The 17,943-nt window shown below is 40.4% G+C and carries 18 protein-coding genes; 7 read left to right on the forward strand and 11 right to left on the reverse strand.

The window, feature by feature from the left end; translation table 11 throughout:
* Positions 1-43 precede the first annotated feature (43 nt).
* The 4 genes from AC0YN6_RS04090 (at position 44) to AC0YN6_RS04105 (ending at position 3,199) form a co-directional block, all read left to right on the forward strand.
* On the forward strand, positions 44-1,480 hold the full coding sequence (locus AC0YN6_RS04090; protein ID WP_475745338.1) for an alpha/beta fold hydrolase: 1,437 nt from the start codon (positions 44-46) through the stop codon (positions 1,478-1,480).
* 143 nt (positions 1,481-1,623) lie between these two features.
* Complete coding sequence (locus AC0YN6_RS04095; RefSeq protein WP_475745340.1) at positions 1,624-2,391, forward strand: esterase/lipase family protein; 768 nt, start codon at positions 1,624-1,626, stop codon at positions 2,389-2,391.
* 59 nt (positions 2,392-2,450) lie between these two features.
* On the forward strand, positions 2,451-2,654 hold the full coding sequence (locus AC0YN6_RS04100) for a hypothetical protein (RefSeq protein WP_475745342.1): 204 nt from the start codon (positions 2,451-2,453) through the stop codon (positions 2,652-2,654).
* A gap of 116 nt (positions 2,655-2,770) precedes the next feature.
* The gene (locus AC0YN6_RS04105) at positions 2,771-3,199 is read left to right on the forward strand and encodes a VOC family protein (protein ID WP_475745344.1); all 429 of its coding nucleotides are present in this window, start codon (positions 2,771-2,773) and stop codon (positions 3,197-3,199) included.
* Between the two features lie 93 nt (positions 3,200-3,292).
* On the opposite strand, the gene AC0YN6_RS04110 is transcribed toward AC0YN6_RS04105, so the two are convergent.
* Positions 3,293-3,829 (reverse strand): DUF1697 domain-containing protein, encoded by a 537-nt coding sequence (locus AC0YN6_RS04110; RefSeq protein WP_475745346.1) that lies wholly within the window; start codon positions 3,827-3,829, stop codon positions 3,293-3,295.
* A 232-nt stretch (positions 3,830-4,061) separates the two neighbouring features.
* On the opposite strand from AC0YN6_RS04110, the gene AC0YN6_RS04115 reads away from it, so the two are divergent.
* The gene (locus tag AC0YN6_RS04115) at positions 4,062-4,355 is read left to right on the forward strand and encodes a hypothetical protein (protein WP_475745348.1); all 294 of its coding nucleotides are present in this window, start codon (positions 4,062-4,064) and stop codon (positions 4,353-4,355) included.
* Positions 4,356-4,447: 92 nt separating this feature from the next.
* Here the strand turns inward: AC0YN6_RS04115 and AC0YN6_RS04120 are convergent, their stop codons facing one another.
* Both AC0YN6_RS04120 and AC0YN6_RS04125 read right to left on the reverse strand, forming a co-directional pair.
* Entirely contained in the window at positions 4,448-5,347 is a 900-nt protein-coding gene (locus AC0YN6_RS04120; protein WP_475745349.1) for a hypothetical protein, read from the reverse strand.
* A gap of 631 nt (positions 5,348-5,978) precedes the next feature.
* Complete coding sequence (locus AC0YN6_RS04125; RefSeq protein ID WP_475745350.1) at positions 5,979-6,593, reverse strand: acyl-CoA thioesterase; 615 nt, start codon at positions 6,591-6,593, stop codon at positions 5,979-5,981.
* 164 nt (positions 6,594-6,757) lie between these two features.
* Between AC0YN6_RS04125 and AC0YN6_RS04130 the strand changes: the two genes are divergently transcribed.
* Positions 6,758-7,651: a LysR family transcriptional regulator gene (locus AC0YN6_RS04130; RefSeq protein ID WP_475745352.1), complete on the forward strand. Its 894-nt coding sequence runs from the start codon at positions 6,758-6,760 to the stop codon at positions 7,649-7,651.
* Positions 7,652-7,782: 131 nt separating this feature from the next.
* Here AC0YN6_RS04130 and AC0YN6_RS04135 read toward each other — a convergent pair whose 3' ends face one another.
* From AC0YN6_RS04135 to AC0YN6_RS04165, 7 genes are all read right to left on the reverse strand, one after another.
* Positions 7,783-8,598, reverse strand: coding sequence for an AraC family transcriptional regulator (locus AC0YN6_RS04135; protein ID WP_475745354.1), 816 nt, complete (start codon positions 8,596-8,598; stop codon positions 7,783-7,785).
* A 112-nt stretch (positions 8,599-8,710) separates the two neighbouring features.
* Positions 8,711-9,460 (reverse strand): phytanoyl-CoA dioxygenase family protein, encoded by a 750-nt coding sequence (locus AC0YN6_RS04140; RefSeq protein WP_475745355.1) that lies wholly within the window; start codon positions 9,458-9,460, stop codon positions 8,711-8,713.
* Positions 9,461-9,620: 160 nt separating this feature from the next.
* Complete coding sequence (locus AC0YN6_RS04145; protein ID WP_475745356.1) at positions 9,621-10,442, reverse strand: carbohydrate ABC transporter permease; 822 nt, start codon at positions 10,440-10,442, stop codon at positions 9,621-9,623.
* A gap of 5 nt (positions 10,443-10,447) precedes the next feature.
* Positions 10,448-11,335: a carbohydrate ABC transporter permease gene (locus AC0YN6_RS04150; protein WP_475745357.1), complete on the reverse strand. Its 888-nt coding sequence runs from the start codon at positions 11,333-11,335 to the stop codon at positions 10,448-10,450.
* Positions 11,336-11,417: 82 nt separating this feature from the next.
* On the reverse strand, positions 11,418-12,716 hold the full coding sequence (locus AC0YN6_RS04155) for an ABC transporter substrate-binding protein (RefSeq protein ID WP_475745358.1): 1,299 nt from the start codon (positions 12,714-12,716) through the stop codon (positions 11,418-11,420).
* A 139-nt stretch (positions 12,717-12,855) separates the two neighbouring features.
* A complete protein-coding gene (locus AC0YN6_RS04160) occupies positions 12,856-13,680 on the reverse strand; it encodes an AraC family transcriptional regulator (protein WP_475745359.1) in 825 nt (274 codons plus the stop codon).
* A 214-nt stretch (positions 13,681-13,894) separates the two neighbouring features.
* Positions 13,895-14,977, reverse strand: coding sequence for a glycoside hydrolase family 172 protein (locus tag AC0YN6_RS04165; protein WP_054024578.1), 1,083 nt, complete (start codon positions 14,975-14,977; stop codon positions 13,895-13,897).
* A 268-nt stretch (positions 14,978-15,245) separates the two neighbouring features.
* Here AC0YN6_RS04165 and AC0YN6_RS04170 point away from each other — a divergent pair, with 268 nt between their 5' ends.
* A complete protein-coding gene (locus AC0YN6_RS04170) occupies positions 15,246-16,127 on the forward strand; it encodes a helix-turn-helix transcriptional regulator (RefSeq protein WP_475745360.1) in 882 nt (293 codons plus the stop codon).
* A 330-nt stretch (positions 16,128-16,457) separates the two neighbouring features.
* Here AC0YN6_RS04170 and AC0YN6_RS04175 read toward each other — a convergent pair whose 3' ends face one another.
* A complete protein-coding gene (locus AC0YN6_RS04175) occupies positions 16,458-17,867 on the reverse strand; it encodes a sialate O-acetylesterase (protein ID WP_475745361.1) in 1,410 nt (469 codons plus the stop codon).
* Positions 17,868-17,943 lie beyond the last annotated feature (76 nt).

Here is a 17,943-nt window from a genome sequence, read left to right on the forward strand (position 1 = left end):
ATACTATTGGAAATGGATTTATAAATAAAATGGGGGTATCCATTTGTCAGAGTTTATTATTTACAATTATGTTCCAGCTTTGAAACAATCAAGTGAAACGGTTATGCTTCTCCATGGAAACGGATTGAACTCTTCTTTGTGGGGTGTGATGGGCGAACACTTAAATCAACATTTCAATTTATTATTTATTGATATTAAATCATCACGCGAACTTTCTCCCAATTGGGATTTACTCTGCACCGAACTTCAAGCCACAATTGAACAATTAGGAATTAGTCAATTACATGTAGTAGGACATACATTCGGAGCATCTTTTGGAGTCGCCTATGCAAGCAGGTATCCTGATAGCGTGACTTCTCTTATTTTGATTTCGATTATTTTAGCTTATCCTGCCGTTGAAGGACAAAAAGTACTGGATAAATATATGGCCTCTGTTGAAAAATACGGAGTTCGAAATATTTTAAAAACTGAAGTTCTTCCTTACTTAACTCTCTTTCCGGAGGATCATGATATTGTAAAAACGATAACTAAATCTTTCGATGAAGTGGACGAAAAGCTATATCTAGACTTGTTTCATCTTCAAATGTTTGACCGCCCCTTAGATAATATTCTAGCGATAAATTGCCCAGTATTATTACTTGCTGGTGAAATGGATCATTTATACTTCCCTTCCCTACAATCCATTTCGTCTAGTTATCTTAAAGATAGTTCTTTCTTAATCGTTCCTAAGGCATCAAATTCTGTAATTTTTGACCAACCTCACTTATCGGCACAATGGACAATCGATTTTATTCAGAAAGCATTAAATCGAGTAGATTCTCCTATTCAAAAGCCACGAATTGCAGGTGATATCTCTCTAACTGTACATTCCACTTTTCAGACTGTCTTTAATGAAAAAAATGAATCAACTCATATATTATATATTTCTTTCCTCAATGGATTTAATGTGAAATTAAACAATGTTCCTTTGATCGATGGCTGGAATAAACGATATGCGAAAAATATATTGATCTATTTAATGTTCTACCCCACCTGTAGTCGAGAGGAAATTTGCGATGCCTTATTTTCAGATTTGGATATTGTTTCAGCCACTAAAAACTTGAGAGTGTATTTAAATCATTTGAAGAAAGTACTCGTTTTGCCAAATGGAAAAAGTATTCTAAAAACAACTCGATCGCAAGTCCAATTGGATGTACAAATTGAGAGCGATGTTCTACAATTCGAAAATCAATTAACTCGAATCATTTATTCGGAACATAGTGAGAATCGTTATTTTGAAAGCAAAGATCTATTAAAAAAAGTCAATACGAATCAATTTATGACAGGAATATTCGATGACTGGTTCATTCGATACAAAGCTGAAATGGAAGAGCAGCTAGCTATTCTTTCTAGTTGGGTATCAGAGTGGGAAATGAAGAAAAATCAATCAGATAACGCGCATTACTTTCGTAAGAAATCCGCTCGTCTTCTCGACTACTAAATAATCATCCTAAAGGTCGGACAAGGAATACTCCTTGTCCGACCTTTTCTTTTCTGTAACGTTGATGTAACGACGGAAACAATATACTTCTCTTAAACGACATTAGCCCTTGCTTCAAACCACTAAGAGAAGGTGTTATCGGATTGAACCTCAGAATAAATAAATTTAGCCTCGTTAAGAACTATCTATCTCGTTCTAAAAATAAAGTATTTCATATCAATACGAATTCCAACATCGCTATTGAAAAAACGAAACATATTATTCTACTTCACGGCTGGGGCAAAACAAGCAGTGACATGAATTTATGGGCTGATGCTTTTAAAAATTATTATTTCTCCAGAGAAATGAATATTTGGAATATTGGGTACCCCACTCAGCTCAATTTTGTAACCATTGCAGGTCAGTTACATCAAATTTTTACGAATAAGATCCATGATGGATTTATATTTAAAGAAGTTTATTTTCTTGGATACAGTATGGGAGGAATAATAGCAAGACAGTTAGTTTCATTGGAATTTCCTATAACAAAACTAGCAACCATATGCTCTCCTCATTTAGGAATTCACTCATTTATTCCTTCGATTGACGCAGGTGTATCCTCTTTAAAACAAAATTCCATTGAACTTTCGCTCTTAAAACATAATTCGCTTGATATTTTAATGCGAGATCGATATTTGTTTTGTTCCATTGGCTATAACGTAGAGTCCCTCATGAAAAATCGAAGCTATGATGATGACACTACCGTTAAGGGAGAAAGCGCTCGCGGTGAAGAACTAATTGGATCAATCACAAGAAAGCATATTCAAATTAATTATAAAAAAAATACGAATTGGGGCACTCCTCACCTCGAAGGTATGAACCCCAAAAATTTCGAATGTGTCTTTCGGTTTTTCACTTCCCATCAATCTTAAGCTTGTTGTGGAAGCACTTTACGATATTCGCCACTTATTAAAAGAAAAGAGGTATGACCTTGATTTTTCTGATCACCCTATACGGTTTAATTAGTATTTTCACCGTTTTTAATTTGACCTATGATAGAAAGTTAAAAAAATACAACTTTTTCCCAGCTGGCATACTTGGTGGATGGTTTACTGTGGGTGTTTTGGTTCTAGCTTTTCTTTTCCCGTTCCCTTTCCTCTTTATTCAAGCTAAAGAGCGTTGGAGAAACACCTGATAATGTCGGACAATAAACATCCATTTTAAAGTTTGGAATATCATCATTCAAATGGTACAATTGGTGAGAAAATAAAGGTTCTATTCTGAACCAATGACTACGAAGGAGTGAAGTAAATGTCTGTAGATGTTTATATGAACTTTAATGGTAATTGTCGTGAGGCAGTCGAGTTTTACGCTCAAGTATTTGGAACAGAAATTACACATTTCACGACCTTTGGAGAGAGTCCTTCCCACCCCGATTTTGTACTTCCTGAGGAAGCAAAACAGCTAGTCATGCACGCTCGTTTAAATATCATGGGCAGCAACGTCATGTTTTCTGATGTATTTCCGGGTATGCCCTTTATTCAAGGTAATAATATTACACTAGCTATCGTTAGTAAAAGCATAGATGAGCTAACGTCATTATTTCATAAGCTGAAAGAAGGCGGCACGATAGGGATGGAGCTTCAAGAGACATTCTGGGCTAAGTGCTACGGGCAAGTTACAGATAAGTTTGGTATCGGCTGGCAATTCAGCAGCGTAACTGAAGAAACAAATGGTTAATTCAATATAACCGCCAAAAAGGATAGAAAGCTATTCATTTCATTGAATACTTTCCTATCCTTTTTTTAAATCGTTTCATGCTAATCGTTTCACTTATTTCATCGCTTTCGCCATGGAATCAAGCTTCATGATTGTTTTCCAGTTTCGTACAGTTGCTGGGTGCAGCTTCTGAAACTTTTTCGGGAGCTTGGAGTCAAGAATGCTATTTCGATAGAGAACGTAAATTTCTTTACCCTCTATAACATATTCGTCGTTACCATGGTCAACATCAGGCAGATGATCAATTTGGTCTTGCGTAATTTTTGTTTTTAATAAGGTGAGGTGTATACTCTCTCCTTCTGCCAAAACAACCTCAGCAAATGGTGAGTTTTCAATTATGCTGGCAAGCTCAGACGCCGTCCTTAATATTACAGCAATATTAAATCCAAATACTTTTTTAATCTCCTTCTCGATTTGTTCCTCTAGTGTAATCGCACTCTCATTCGATTCAAAGATGATATTCCCGCTATTTATATACGTTTGCACTCGCATATAGCCCAACGACTCAAACATACGTTTAAGCTCCGTCATTTTTATCATATTATTACCGCCCACATTAATTCCCCGTAAAAGTGCAAAATAAACCGTCATTCGTCTACTCCCTTTCTACCTTTTCTTTTCCTTTTCACTCCATCTTATTATAACTTTTTTTCCCAAAACTGCGAGTGCGGCATAATTCGTCAAACAATCCTATAAATCGTTCCTATCTTTTGACATACTTTTTTGTTGAAATCTGCTATTCTTGTGTTGTTCTTATGATGTTCTTATGCAACGATACACACTAATATGACAATTATTTTTATAAAGAAAGAGGAGATGAACTATGTTGATCAAGAAAAAAAATGATATTACGTTTATTCTAGAAAACTTTAATGAATTAGCGCAATGGGATGCTGCTGGTCAAAAATTTTACCTGGTGTTTGCAGATCGCAAGCGTGGAGGCCAATGGACTCTTATGAACTACAGCGAGGGTCGTTTCAGCATTCATGGATTAGGGGAAGATTACTTGGATGAGCAAGAGTATTTTTTCGAGGAGCCCAGTCAAATTCAATCTTTTCTATGGGAGAATCGAGCTGCTTTTAATGCCGCTCTTAAACCGACGACGATGTGCAGCTAATGAAATAGAATAAAATTATTCATTTGGCAAATAGCACAAAACACACCTATTTTAGCGTGTGTTTTGTGTATCATTTCTATATAAAACAATCTCTACTTATTAAAAGTAAATCGCTGTTGCAGCAGCACTGCCAGTTCCTCTACTTCATCCCATACGATTGGTCGAATGAACTCTTGTTGAATAAGCTGCTCATCCCTTTCGCTATGTCTGATCGTCCACACGACTGGGATATCTCTGCCGAGCGCATAACCAGCAGCCAAATAAACCTCTGGCGAATGGTTCGTTAGATCTGCAATGATGAGTTTACTATCAGAAAGATGGGCTAACGTATGATTTTCACTGCCATCTGCATCTGATGGTTGATATGACAAAGGTAAATAACCGAGCTGCTCCAATTTAGGAAATATACTCTCAATCCATCCTGTTCGCAAATCCGGATCGTCAGAAAGCAACACATAGCATGCTTTCAGCTTCCTGCCCCCTGCTCGTGCAGTCGCCTCACTCCAGCCCTTCTCTGTAAGATAAAAGGACATTCCCTCTCGTATGATGAATTGCTCTTCCCTCAGCTTCTCGATAATATAAACAAGCTCTTGTAGGTTGGGAGAATACGTTAAGTTAAAGCTTTGAGACAGCGGTTGAATAACAACAGCTTGTCCTGGCTCATCGGAATGCCTATAAAAATATTGCAGCAACCGTGCTCCTTTATCTTCAATCGTTACTGGAATATGTGGAGCATTCTCAATCGATTCTAAATCATCAATTGAAAGTAACACCCGTTTACCGCAATCTAACTGCTCTCTTATATATCCCGATATGATCGGAAAACGTTTATTTTTTATCGTATAGGATAATGAGTTAATTTCAAGATAACTATCTCGCAATAAACTATAATAGCCTCCCGGTGCACAGCTGCAGCTCAAATAATTTTCATACTCGCCTTTTTGTTCAATTGATACGATCTCAGAACAGAACAAGCATCGTTTCTTTTCCATGATCATATAACCCCCTATTCACATATATCTTTCGCATATCTTATATGAATTCAGGGGCATAATGTCATTAATATTTATTAATCCGCCTGGTAATATTTTCTGTGCTATTACATTTACTACAGCAGGCGGAGTTATCTTCATTATCGACGCTTCTTTCATGTTCATGTATGATGTGGTACAGCCTATCTGTTTCCTCATTCCAACCGTCAATTTCAAAATAGATTTCATCAAGCGCCGGCGGTGTCACATTATGATATAGCCAGTCATCAGAAGCTTCGCTTGCAAGGCTGCCCCTAGTGTAGTATTTCTCGCCTTGCGATAACGGATAATATAAACTGTAACATTTGACGATGATATGGAGTATTAGCGCACATATTAGCATTACCGTTCCGGATTTCACATTATCCGTTAAACAAAGCACTAGTATGGAGAATAAGATTGCGGGAAAAATAAAAAGAAGCGAAAACAGTGATATCATTAGCTTTAAAAATAAACTCCCTGCATTATGCATCGCATCCTATTTAATCGCATTTCAGCACTTTATAGGATATGCGGCAACAGGTTATCCCTATTTTCAAAATAAAAAGCCGCAGTGATAAACCCACAGCAGCCAATGATAACCTCTATTTTCTTACCAATCCGAACCCCATGCAGACTCATAACCTCTGTTAACAGAATGCTGCGGGACGGATTTAGAATGCGACTCTTTAAATGCATAATCTGTTCCCATATAGTTAGCGAAATGCTTGCTCTCTTGTCTGCGAATACGTCTTGCCTCTTTACGTTCTGGTGCAGTAGCAAACAATAATCGCTCTTCATCTGTTTCTGCATATACGCCTGGTACGACCGTTGGTTTGTCATCTTCACCTAAAGCAACGAACGTTAAAAATGAAGTAGCACACACTTTGCGTCCACCTGTAAGCAAATCCTCAGTCACGACACGGACAAAGACCTCCATTGACGTTTTATGTGACCAAGTCACGAAAGCTGATAAACTGACTGCATCTCCTTTTCTTACGGGGTGAAGAAAATCGACAGAGTCAGTTGAAGCCGTAACGACGGGACGACGGGCATGCTTAGTTGCTGCAATCGTAGCCACATCATCTATATATGCCATTAGCTTTCCACCAAAAATCGTTCCGTGATGATTGGTATCCGGCGGCAGGACGATCGATTCCTTAATGGTTAATGATGCAGATGCTGGCCTTGTTGATAAAGGCACAGTTAATTCTTCTAATAAATTCATGGTAACACCTTTTTTCTTTATAAAATTTTCGATAACGCTAAGTTTACACTCATCTAATCTATAGGTAAAATACATATATCGCATAGTTTTCATTCCTTTTCACTATACTTACACTTAAAGCAGCACATAGCAATATTCCTGCTCTACAGTTGAGGAGCAACCATATGGATCTTAAACATTTAAATTATTTTGTCGCTGTCGCCGAAGCCGGCAGTTTTACACAGGCAGCACACAAGCTGCATGTCACCCAGCCCTCATTATCCAAAATGGTTCGTCTGCTGGAGGAGGATCTTGGGGTACAGCTTCTTGACCGCTCAGCCAAACAGATCGAATTAACGGATGCTGGTGTATCCATTCTCCGTTCAGCGAAGCACATCATTCAATCGTTCGAAGATATGTCGAGTGAATTGGAAGAGGTCGTCACATTAAAGAAAGGAACGCTGCGTCTCGGTATTCCACCTATGGTAGGCAGTTATTTTTTACCGTCAATTATCGAGAAGTTTTTAACTCATTATCCGCAAATTCGCTTGCAAATAATTGAACAAGGCGGGAAAAGCTTAGAGCAAGATATCCTAAATGGTGAATTGGATTTCAGCATGGTCATCCAGCCAGTAAAGGATGTCGAACGATATCATGTCCTTCCTTGTATTAATGAAAATTTGCGGCTAGTTGTCCACGCTGAACATAAACTGGCAACTCAAAATACAATCGAGATGATTCAGCTGAAATCTGAGCCTTTCATCATGTTTCGGCAAGACTTTACGATCCATCATTTAATTAAAGAGCATTGTGAGGCAGCAGGATTTGAGCCTAAAATCGTGTTTGAGAGCTCCCAATGGGACTTTATGACCGAAATGATCGCAGCTAAATACGGAGTCACTCTTTTGCCAGAAGGAATATGTAGGCGGCTTGACCCTAAACGCTTCGCTACTCTATCCGTTGTTCAACCTGCGATTCCGTGGCAATTATCCATGATATGGCGCAAAGAAAAGTATCTATCCTTTGCTTCTCGCGAATGGGTTCAATTTATTGAAGCTGAGCTTCAGAACAAGAAGTGAAATCATACACTGGAACAGAACGAGCATTAACTTTCAAATAAAGGCAGCGTTTATTACATCAAAGGTCTCTCAAATATGTAAAATTTCGAATTCAAAAAAAAGTTCACAGCGTAGCAGCTGTGAACTTTTTTTTATTCGATATGATTACCCTTCCAAGAAAAATTCCTTACTTCCGTAGGCGTCTTACCTGTCTGCTGCTTGACCATCCTTGCAAAATGAAAGGTTGATTTAAATCCACATCTTAATGAGATCTCTGTAATCGATAAACCGGTATGTGTCAAAAATTCTAATGCTCGTACTACCCGATAATGCCAAACATATTTAATCGGAGTTGTATTCTCATGAGTTCTAAATAATCTCACCAGATGTTCTGGTGAGACACCAGAATGATCTGCTAGAATAGTCAAGCTTATTTCCTCTTGATATGTGCTATGAATCAGATTCTTCGAGAGTATAATCGACGGATGAACCTCAGCAAGCTCGCGTGTTCGCGACGTTTCAGAAATATATAATAGAATCGCCGACATACCCAAGCTTCGAACGACATCGCTGTCTGATGAATGATTGGATTGTACGGAAAGCATCACATCAACCAAACGATTAAGCTCTTCAGAGATCGGTTGGACTAGCGGCAGCCCCTCAAAATAAGCTTTCTCCATCTCTGATGAGCTCTCCATGTGTACGGATATCCACCGGTGCCAAGTCTCCCCTCTAGTGGAGAAAGTGAACTGTTCATGATGTTCTGGCTTTAGTAATACGACAGAGCCTGGTGTAATCAAGTGAGCTTCGCCGTCGATCTCGATTTTCATTTCTCCCGAATGCAGCAGCACTAGCTGCAAATCATCCTGCATCCTTGGGCCGTGGCGTCCACCAGATGGATAGATAATTGAGCCTGCCCAAGCTGATTTTATGTTGTTAAATGAAATACAATTCGGCGCGCTGCTCATATGTTCAACCTTTTCCGACTATCCATCATTAACCCGATTCCATTTTGTCATGACGCAACTCTCCTCTTGAACAGTATAAGCCCAAGCGAAGGTCGCTCGGGCTGACAGTCATTTACTTCAACGAATATTTCTCACGCAAGTCTTCACGCAGAGTAACCGCCGAATCCTCACGAATATAGTGACACACGTATGAACGGCGCCAGCGATCTGTACTTCTGTTACGGTTCGAGGAATGAATGAGCAGTTCGTGGAAAAAAAGCACATCACCTTTCTCCATGATAACTGGAATTTGCTCATTTAAATTGATACCCTCTGTTTCGTGAGTATGTTCTTCATGTTCTACGAGATCCTTCACCTTACCATGTGGAAGAAGCCCTAGCTTGTGTGTGCCTGGTATCACCCACAGACAGCCGTTTTGTTCATCCACCTTATCCTCCATAGCAATCCATGCAGCAATCATCGTCATCGGATCATTTTTAATATAGTAAAAATCTTGATGCGCGGCCTGACCCTGTGATCCAGGTTCTTTATAGAAGAACATGCTTTGTACACAAACCGCTTCCTTCTTCATGAGCTGGGCCAAAGCACCGCGTACGATAGGAAGCTTCATCACTTGACGAGAGAAGCCGTCATGCTGATGCGGGTTAAACAAACGAGTAGAAAAACGTGCTTTCTCTGATGTCCGTGCCCAGTCCGGCGTTTCATCGAGCGGTGCAGAGCGTATTTCGAAGATGTGTCTATTAAAAGCATCAATCAAATCCGAGCTGCAACCATTTTTTATAATGATAAATCCGTTTCTATTATATTGCTCCAGTTGTTCATTTGATAATGGCATAAGAAGTTCGCTTTCTGTTTTAAGCATAAAAATTATCTCCTCTCAATTATGCGATTGCGATTGACGCTGTTTTTCATACATGGCTATACATGTATAATACTGCTCAGAGTGCTCTTAAACAATAGCTCTGATTATCAAATTTGTGTCTATAATTGATATTCATCATTTTCGTAAGCAGCTTGGACCACTATCCCTTAATCGATCCAGCAGTCAGGCCATCTACAAAATATTTATGTCCAATTACACTTAGCAATACGAGTACCGGCAATGACATTAAGAACGCACCTGTAATAGGTGAAGCATAATCAATTTGATATGGGTTATTCATCGTCGTAAGGCCGACAGCAAGTGTCATCTTCGAGCCTGATGTTAAATAAATGAGTGGTCCGATATAATCGTTCCATGCGTTCATAAACGTCAATAAAGCGACTATGCCTATCGCGCTGGCACTTAGCGGAAATGCAATACGAAAGAAGGTGCCCAGTTCTGTACTGCCATCGATTTTTGCGCTTTCATAGATTTCTCTAGGAATGTCGATCATCACTTGCCGGATTAGAAATACGCCGAAAGCGCCAACGATACCCGGAAGGATAAGCGGCAAGAATGAATCCAACCAACCAAAGGAGCGAAACATCATGAACGATGGCACAAGTGTCATTTGACCAGGAATCATCATCGTAGCAAGCATCGCAACAAACAAGGTGTTCTTATACTTAAAATCGTATCGAGCAAATCCGAATGCTACTAGTCCATTAAACAGAATAGCTAGCAGCGTTAATGAAACAGCAATTACCAGACTGTTAACGAGCTGAGTGAAAAAAGGCAGCTTCTCGAATAAATGGACAAAGTTATCGAAGGTAGGACGAAGCGGCAGCGGATTTAAAGGATCTCCAACAATGTCCTCGTATTTCTTAAAGGCAGTTCCAATCATAAAGAGGAATGGTGTCAGAAATAGAAGGCTCAATAAGGTGAGGACGCAATAAATGAGTACGTTAAACAGTTTGTTCATCCTTCTCATGCCCCCTGATTTTTGACATTAAACAATTTGAGTTGAATCATTCCGATAATCAGCATTAGAATCGTAAATACATAGCCTAGAGCAGACGAATACGTGAAGTCCAATCTTCGGAAGGCTTGATCGTATAAATAAGAGGTCGGAAATACGAGAGAGTTTTCTGGACCAAACCCTGTTCCTGCCAAAATAAAAGCTTCACCGAACATACCGTATGAACCTAGCAGCGTAGAAAAGACGACGAAAGTCATAATTGGCCGCACTAGCGGTAATATGACATACCACAATCGTTGCGTCGGTCTTGCTCCATCTATTTTCGCTGCTTCAATGAGCTCTTTGGGTACGCTTTGCAAACCCGACAAAAAATACAAAATATTAACACCAAGATATTTCCAAGTACACAATATAATGAGCGCAGGCATCGTCCATGAAGGGTCCTTTAACCATCCAATGGGATCAACGCCGAACAAGCTTAATAAGTGATTAAGAACTCCACTGTCGCGTTCAAGAATAAGCTTAAATATGATGCCGACAGCAACCGCCGAAGTTATGTTTGGTGTGAAAAAGAATGTCGCAAAAAAGCCTTTTTTACTAGATACATTCGGTCGATTCAACAGTAAGGCAACACAAAGAGCAATGGGTAAAATAATAAACAAGCTACCAAAGGCTAGCTGCGTCCCATTCCACATCGATTTCCAAAAAAAAGCGTCCTTTAGAACAAATATGTAGTTGGAAAACCCTGCAAAGGAATAATCCGACGTCCCTTTCTGCAAGCTTAGCCAGAATCCATATAACATAGGATACAAACCAAAAATGGCATATGACAAGAAGAAGGGGCTAATAAAAAGAAACGGTGCCTTATTCCATTTCGGTCGAATTGTTGCATTCATCTAAATTGCCTCCAATAGAAGAAGAGATGCGGCCTTCACACCTCTTCTACCTCGTTATTTATGAGTTTGTGCGTCTACTGTCTTATTTCGCTTCTCTCGCTTCCTCCGATGCAATCAAGCTTTTGAGCTCAGTTTCTACACTTGCTAAAAATTCATCGGGCGTTATTTTTCCTTTTTGGTAATCCGGCTCAAATTTATCCCAAGCTTTTCCTACCAATGAACGCCACCACGCTTGATTTTGGCTAGGTGCTTGCTTGCTGAGATCTGCATATAAGGCGGCAAGGTCCTGATCTCCAAAATATTTAGTCATTACGCTTTCCTGATGCAGCGCCTCGGATTCAGCAGCACTTGTCAGTGCTGGGAACAAGTTAATAATTTGAAAGCTGCGTACAACATTTTCAGTCACCAAATGGGTGTATCGAAGGAAATCAAAAGCGAGATCTTTGTTTTTGCTAAATTTAGATACGGAGAGCCCCGTCCCTCCAATCACTGTAGTCGGAACCGACTCAGGTCCACCTAGCGGCATTGGAACAGCAGCCCATTTCCCAGCTAGGTCAGGTGCATTTTGTACCAATTGTCCTGCCCACCAATCCGCGCCTGTCGCTGCTATGTACTGCCCCTTCGTATAACCTTCCCAAAATTGAGGGCCTTCAGGACTCGTCTTACTCATCAATCCTTGATCTTTCCAAGCTTGGATACGATTCATGACCAATTTACCTTTATCGGTATTGAAGCCGATTTCCCCGCTTGCTGTTACAATATCTCCACCCTCTTGGCGTAGCATGCTTTCGAAGGTGCCAAAGTCTTTTTCAGAACCGCTCATAATATATTTGTCTTTCCCAATGAGCGGCTTTGAAGCCTCCATAAATTCATCCCATGTTTTCAACGTCGTCACATCGATACCAGCAGCATCATAAAGATCCTTTCTGTAATACAAGGCAGCTACACATGCTGCAATTTCAATCCCATAGATGTTGCTGTCTACTGTGTACAAATCCATTCGTCCTTGTGGTATCGCAGTTGTTAACCCACCTTGATCCAAATAGGAATTCAATGGCTCGAATGGAATGTCACCCTTGATATATCTCGGGAACGCTCCTTGTTCAACATCTATTAAATCAGGAGCATCCTTCCCGCCGGATTGAGTCACAACCGTGTACTTATCGTTCATTGCCGCGTGCTCGAGAAGCTCAATTTTGATTTTTACGTCCGGATGCTCTTCCTCGTATTTAATTTTCATCTCATCGTAAAACTGCTTGTGTGTATCCGCAAATGTCCATAACGTTATTGTTGTTCTGCCGTCGTCTTTGTTAGCACCACTACATCCAACTAAAGAAATGTGAAAACTAAGAATTAATGTTAATACAATCCCCTTTTTCATCTCAATCCCTCCACGTCCTGTTATGGAAGCGCTTTATTATTCTTCCTGAATAAAGGTTATCATTGCATCTGTTTTCCAACATTACCACCCCATTGATAGTTTATGAACTGAAATTGATATGCCTTTATTCGACAAAAAACTAAGCGTGGCTCGTACTATTCACATGCTCCCAAGCGGATTTGCGAACATCTGACGGACTTTGACCCGTTCGTTCCCTCATACATCTTGCAAAATGCACTGCCGATTTGAAACCGCAGCGCTCCGAGATTTCAGAAATGGACAATCCAGAGTGCGTCAGTAAATCAATGGCTTGTCTGATTCTGAAATCCCATAAATATTTAATCGGCGTCGTATTTTCATGCTGACGGAACAATCGGACTAAATGCTCCGGCGTTACATTTACACAGGCTGCCAAAGCATTTAATGACCAGTCCTCTGCATACTGGGCATGAATCTTTTTTTTCGCTTCACTGACGGATGGATGGACGTGATGATTTCCATGATGTCGTAAATGCTCTGAAGCATAAAGATGTAAAGCAGACAATCCTGCATACTTAATCAGATGACTATCCAGCGGAGCGAAGGTTTTGAGCTCCAGTATGACGTCCGTAAGCTGATTCAATTCTTTTGATATGGGCATTTGCAAAGGTAGACCATAGATCGCTTCAAGCTCGATCGAAGTAAGACCATCGAATCGAACAGCAATCCAGCGATGCCAAGAATCGGCAAACTTCGCAAATTCAAAAAATTCTTCATGCCCAGGCTTAAGCAATATGACATTCCCAGGCATCAGAGTATGACTACTTCCGTCAATTGTAATATCCACATGACCGGTATGCAGCAATACAAGCTGAACATCATATTGAAAACGCGGACCATAATGCCCTCCCGGTGAATACACAATAGAGCCGCAATCAGCAAAGACGGTACGTTCAAATGAAAATAATTGATGATCTGAATACAATTTAAACATCTCCTTTATATCAATTTTTTACTTAATATAAATATTTGAACTAACCTCCGTTTCCATTTAGAAGAAATTATTGAAATGCATAGAAAAAGCCTATCGAATTCTCTTCCTAAATGGAAGAATAAATTCGATAGGCTTATTAAGATCGTGTTTCATTATGATTAAAATAATGGCTTTCGACAACGAGTCTTCTCATTGTTGTACTATTCTAAATAACTTCTAGTTCTTCTCTTCCCGGGAGCTCTGGATGCGGCTGGTGAGGCTCCGTTTGATACCAGTATGCGACAGATGCGACGTCATCTTGTAGCGGCAAATATTTGCCGTGTGAACGCCACCCTAGTGCTTGCACAGTTACGCGCAAATCATCCTCGAATCGAATCGGGTCCATCACATGCCAGCGGTACATACCGAATCTTTGGTTTGCACGGTAAAGACCATCTGGTTTTATGTGTTGATGCATACCCATGTATGGCGTAGAATGGGTAACATACTTCCGATCCATATCCCAGTTCCAAGCACCGCCTATATAATCCTCAAGACCAGTTGAACATATGGTTGGGAAATCAGTATCGCCATCCATATAAAACTTGACCTCCCCTTCACCCCACCAATTGTTGCTATTCACTTGCCATGCGAGATAAGTTCCGACATAATGCCCCTTTCCTTTAATACCGTCTACTATCGTGTGCACATCTTTATATTTCACGGGGTTGCTGCGTCGCCATTCGGCATGGAAATAAGCCATATCATCAGGAACCTCCGTTAACGTATAGTTCACTTGATAATAGAGTACCGCAGTTTGGGTACTCACGTTTTCCATCGTTATTTTTGCTTTCTTACGGAAAGGCATCTCCCAATAGCTATTAAATCCGTTTGCAGGATTAACGGAAATTGGCAGCGAATTCACCAAACTGCGTTCGCACCAGCCATTGCAGAAGAAATCGCCTACAGGGACACGAACAGATGGATGCTCTTCGTCATCCCAATAAATATTTAAGATAAGGTGGCGCCAAAATTCAACCGGACAGGTCAACCAAAAATGCTGAATAACACCTGAACCATCAATCTCTGCCATCGTAAAGGTTGTACTCGGTTCTATCATAACTGATGGGGATATTTTCCATCCTTGACCTAGCGTTCCGGCTGGAGCAGCTCCTGTTCCTTCAGTTGCCATACCGCCCTTTCCTTTAGCGCCTGTAAAGTTCTCTGGCGAAATCGAGCGCGTTACTGCATTAGACAGTCTAGCAAGGTTTCCTAAACCCATGCCAATGCCGTTAAATGAATTTGTCATTTTTTATTTCCTCCTTATTGGCCCTGCGATTAATTAAAAAGCGTAAATGATTATTGTATTTGCTTGTCCCATTTTCCGTCTGATGAGGATCAAATTTATTGAGCAATTGGTTGATTACTTGCTAACGCTTACATATTTTCTTTCAGCGCAATTATATAACGAAAATGTTTACAGGTATTTAGCAATTGTTATATTTTTTTTATCATTTATGTACTATTATTTAGTATAAATTATTTGAAAATTTCACGCTTACGAGGAGCTGATCCATTTGTACTTAAGGCAACTTTCTCCATATGTACGTGTTGCCATGGATCATTGGCTGCAACCGGGAGCTATGATATTAGAGCGGATGATCTGGGACTATGAAATCTTATACTTAAAACAAGGGGAGCTGGAGGTAACGATTGAAAACTCCGTCTATCAAGCTGAAGCGGGAGATGTCTTTCTGTTTAAACCTGGGCAGCGTCATTCTATTCGTGTCGTTAGCGAGTCCCCTGTCGATCAGCCGCACGTGCACTTTGACTTGATAGAAGGACCTGACAGCGAGGACGTCAGCGTTTCATTTAAATTAGACCATGAGATGGATGAAATGGAAAAAGGATGGTTCCGCGAGGATGTGCTTTCTGGAGGGAATTTATTTCTGCCTAATCATATTCGATTAAGAAATTCCCCTCTGTTCGAAGATATATTGTTTAAGATTATTCGAGAATTTCAAATGAAAACTCCGTTTTTCGAGTATCGGCTCAAAGGTCTGATCTTGGAGTTGTTAGTTTGTTTACTGAGGGACTTCAACTCGCTTCAGCGCGTGGATGAACCGGAGAAAATGGATCTATTAGTAGAAATCCAGCGATATATGAATATTCATGCTAACCGGCAGCTTACATTAGAAGAATTATCGGATCAATTCCATATCAACAAACACTATTTAATTAGTCTGTTTAAAAGTGCATTTGCTGTTACTCCCATGCAATATCATCAGCAAATGCGAATAGAACGAGCAAAAAACATGTTGAGCTATTCTCAATTACTCATGCAAGAAATAGCAGATACACTTGGCTATCCAAGCATTCACGCTTTTAGCAGAGCATTCAAAAACAAAGAAGGCTGCAGTCCTTCTTCTTATCGTTCTTCGATACGTAAGTCGGATTAACTTTTCTAACTTAAGAGGCGGTTCAAGGAATGCATCGCCTCTCTTCTATTGCTAGTAGTCTATTTTCTAGACCTATTTCTACGAAAAGACCAGGTTTGGTGTATTTAGGTCTACATTCTAGATCTATATTTGTTTGAACAATGAAAAGAAGCTCATTTAGCAGGTAGTCAGCTACTTTAAGTCTATTTTCTAGACCTATTTCGGTGAAAAGACCAAGTTTGGTGTATTTAGGTCTACATTCTAGTTCTATTTTGCCAACCAATGCATTGATGATCGTTGCTCCGGGAGAAAGATGATTAGCCCTAACAAATAAACGACAATTCCGTTAATTTATATCTCAGCAACTGCTTCTACATGATAAAAGGACAGCATCGGCAAATAAGTGCCAGTATCGACGAGGAATTGTGATACTGGATTCGTTTGGTGAGCACCATGAACGTATGTCTTTCCACTCGGTTTTCTTGATAATTTAAGCTGTACTTCATCGTTAGATTTAATATCCCACTCAACCAGATCTATTGCGCCCGCTTCGTCCTCCACTGCAAACAATTCCGCCTGCGGATTAATGGCATATAATCTCTCAGTTACATATTGAAAGCGAAGTCGAATGGTATGTGAATCAAATTCTTGATTCTGTATGTATATCGCATGTTCTACATTCGGTGGGTATGCCTGCAACTTCATACTATAAATCTTCTGCAATGCTATATTCGCCGCGCGGCTTCCGATCATTAAATTTCCTACGGGACTGTTGTGAATATCGTCAGACATCGGACAATCCATTGATGGGATAACGTAAACTGCTGGGATTAGTATTGCTGCTTTTCGCTGTGCTTCGCGTACCTTCCCCCACTGTCTGTCGTGAAGCGCTTTGTCTTCTTGTATATTTGTAAAACGGTTTAACTGGACCGTCACGAAGGGAAGCTCCGCTGTCTGCAAATCCTTACGCCAGTATTGAACAACCCTAGTAAAGCGCTCCAAATAAGTATCGGCACCCTCAGGATTACAGTCGGAGCTGCCTTGGTTCCATACAACGCCAGCCACTCTGCCTCCGCAACGTTTTACAGTTTCTATCATGTTACGATAAAGATGGCCTTCTTCATCTGGATTCCAAGCACGAAGCGCTGAACCTCCAAGTGCCGTTTCGATGAAACCAATGGGATAATCGAGCTCGCTCTGCAACAACTTGCCAAAATGCAGCCACGGAGAATGTGCTGGATTTACCCACTCTGTATTCACTTCATGTATCGATGCAGTGGAGTCGTTGAACGGATGCGATGCTAGATCCCATAATCCGTTATTCCGAAGCAAATGTACCCCTAGAGCAGGACTATCCTCCACCGTTCCTCTTCCATATCCGGCTGCATTACTTTGACCCGCTATAATCCATAAATATCCCACTCCGATATGATGAATCATATCTCCTCGTATAGCACCAGCACCAAGCAGAGCATTCCGATCATGCTGCAAGCATGTTTCGATCCGGTATAAACCGCCAGCCGGAACGTTCAAGCTGATTCGCCAGCCATTCTCGCCCTCCATATCACATGACGTCCAGCTCAATGCGTCTCTTCCATTTTTCTCCCAAACGACTCTTGCAAATACTTGAAATGGTCCACTGAGTGCTTCGCGGTCTGCCTCCCAACTACCTGACAGCTCAATTTCCCCTATCCCATTAACTTGCTGAACAATTTCCCAAGCTTTAGGACCGCTCGTCAAAAGAACACCAAATCGTGCCATCCTATTCATCCTTCCTATTGCTTTTTTTCCTAATAATAACTTACTAGTAATTGGACTTATATAACAATATTGCGAC

It is taken from the genome of Paenibacillus sp. J22P15, assembly GCF_056269345.1.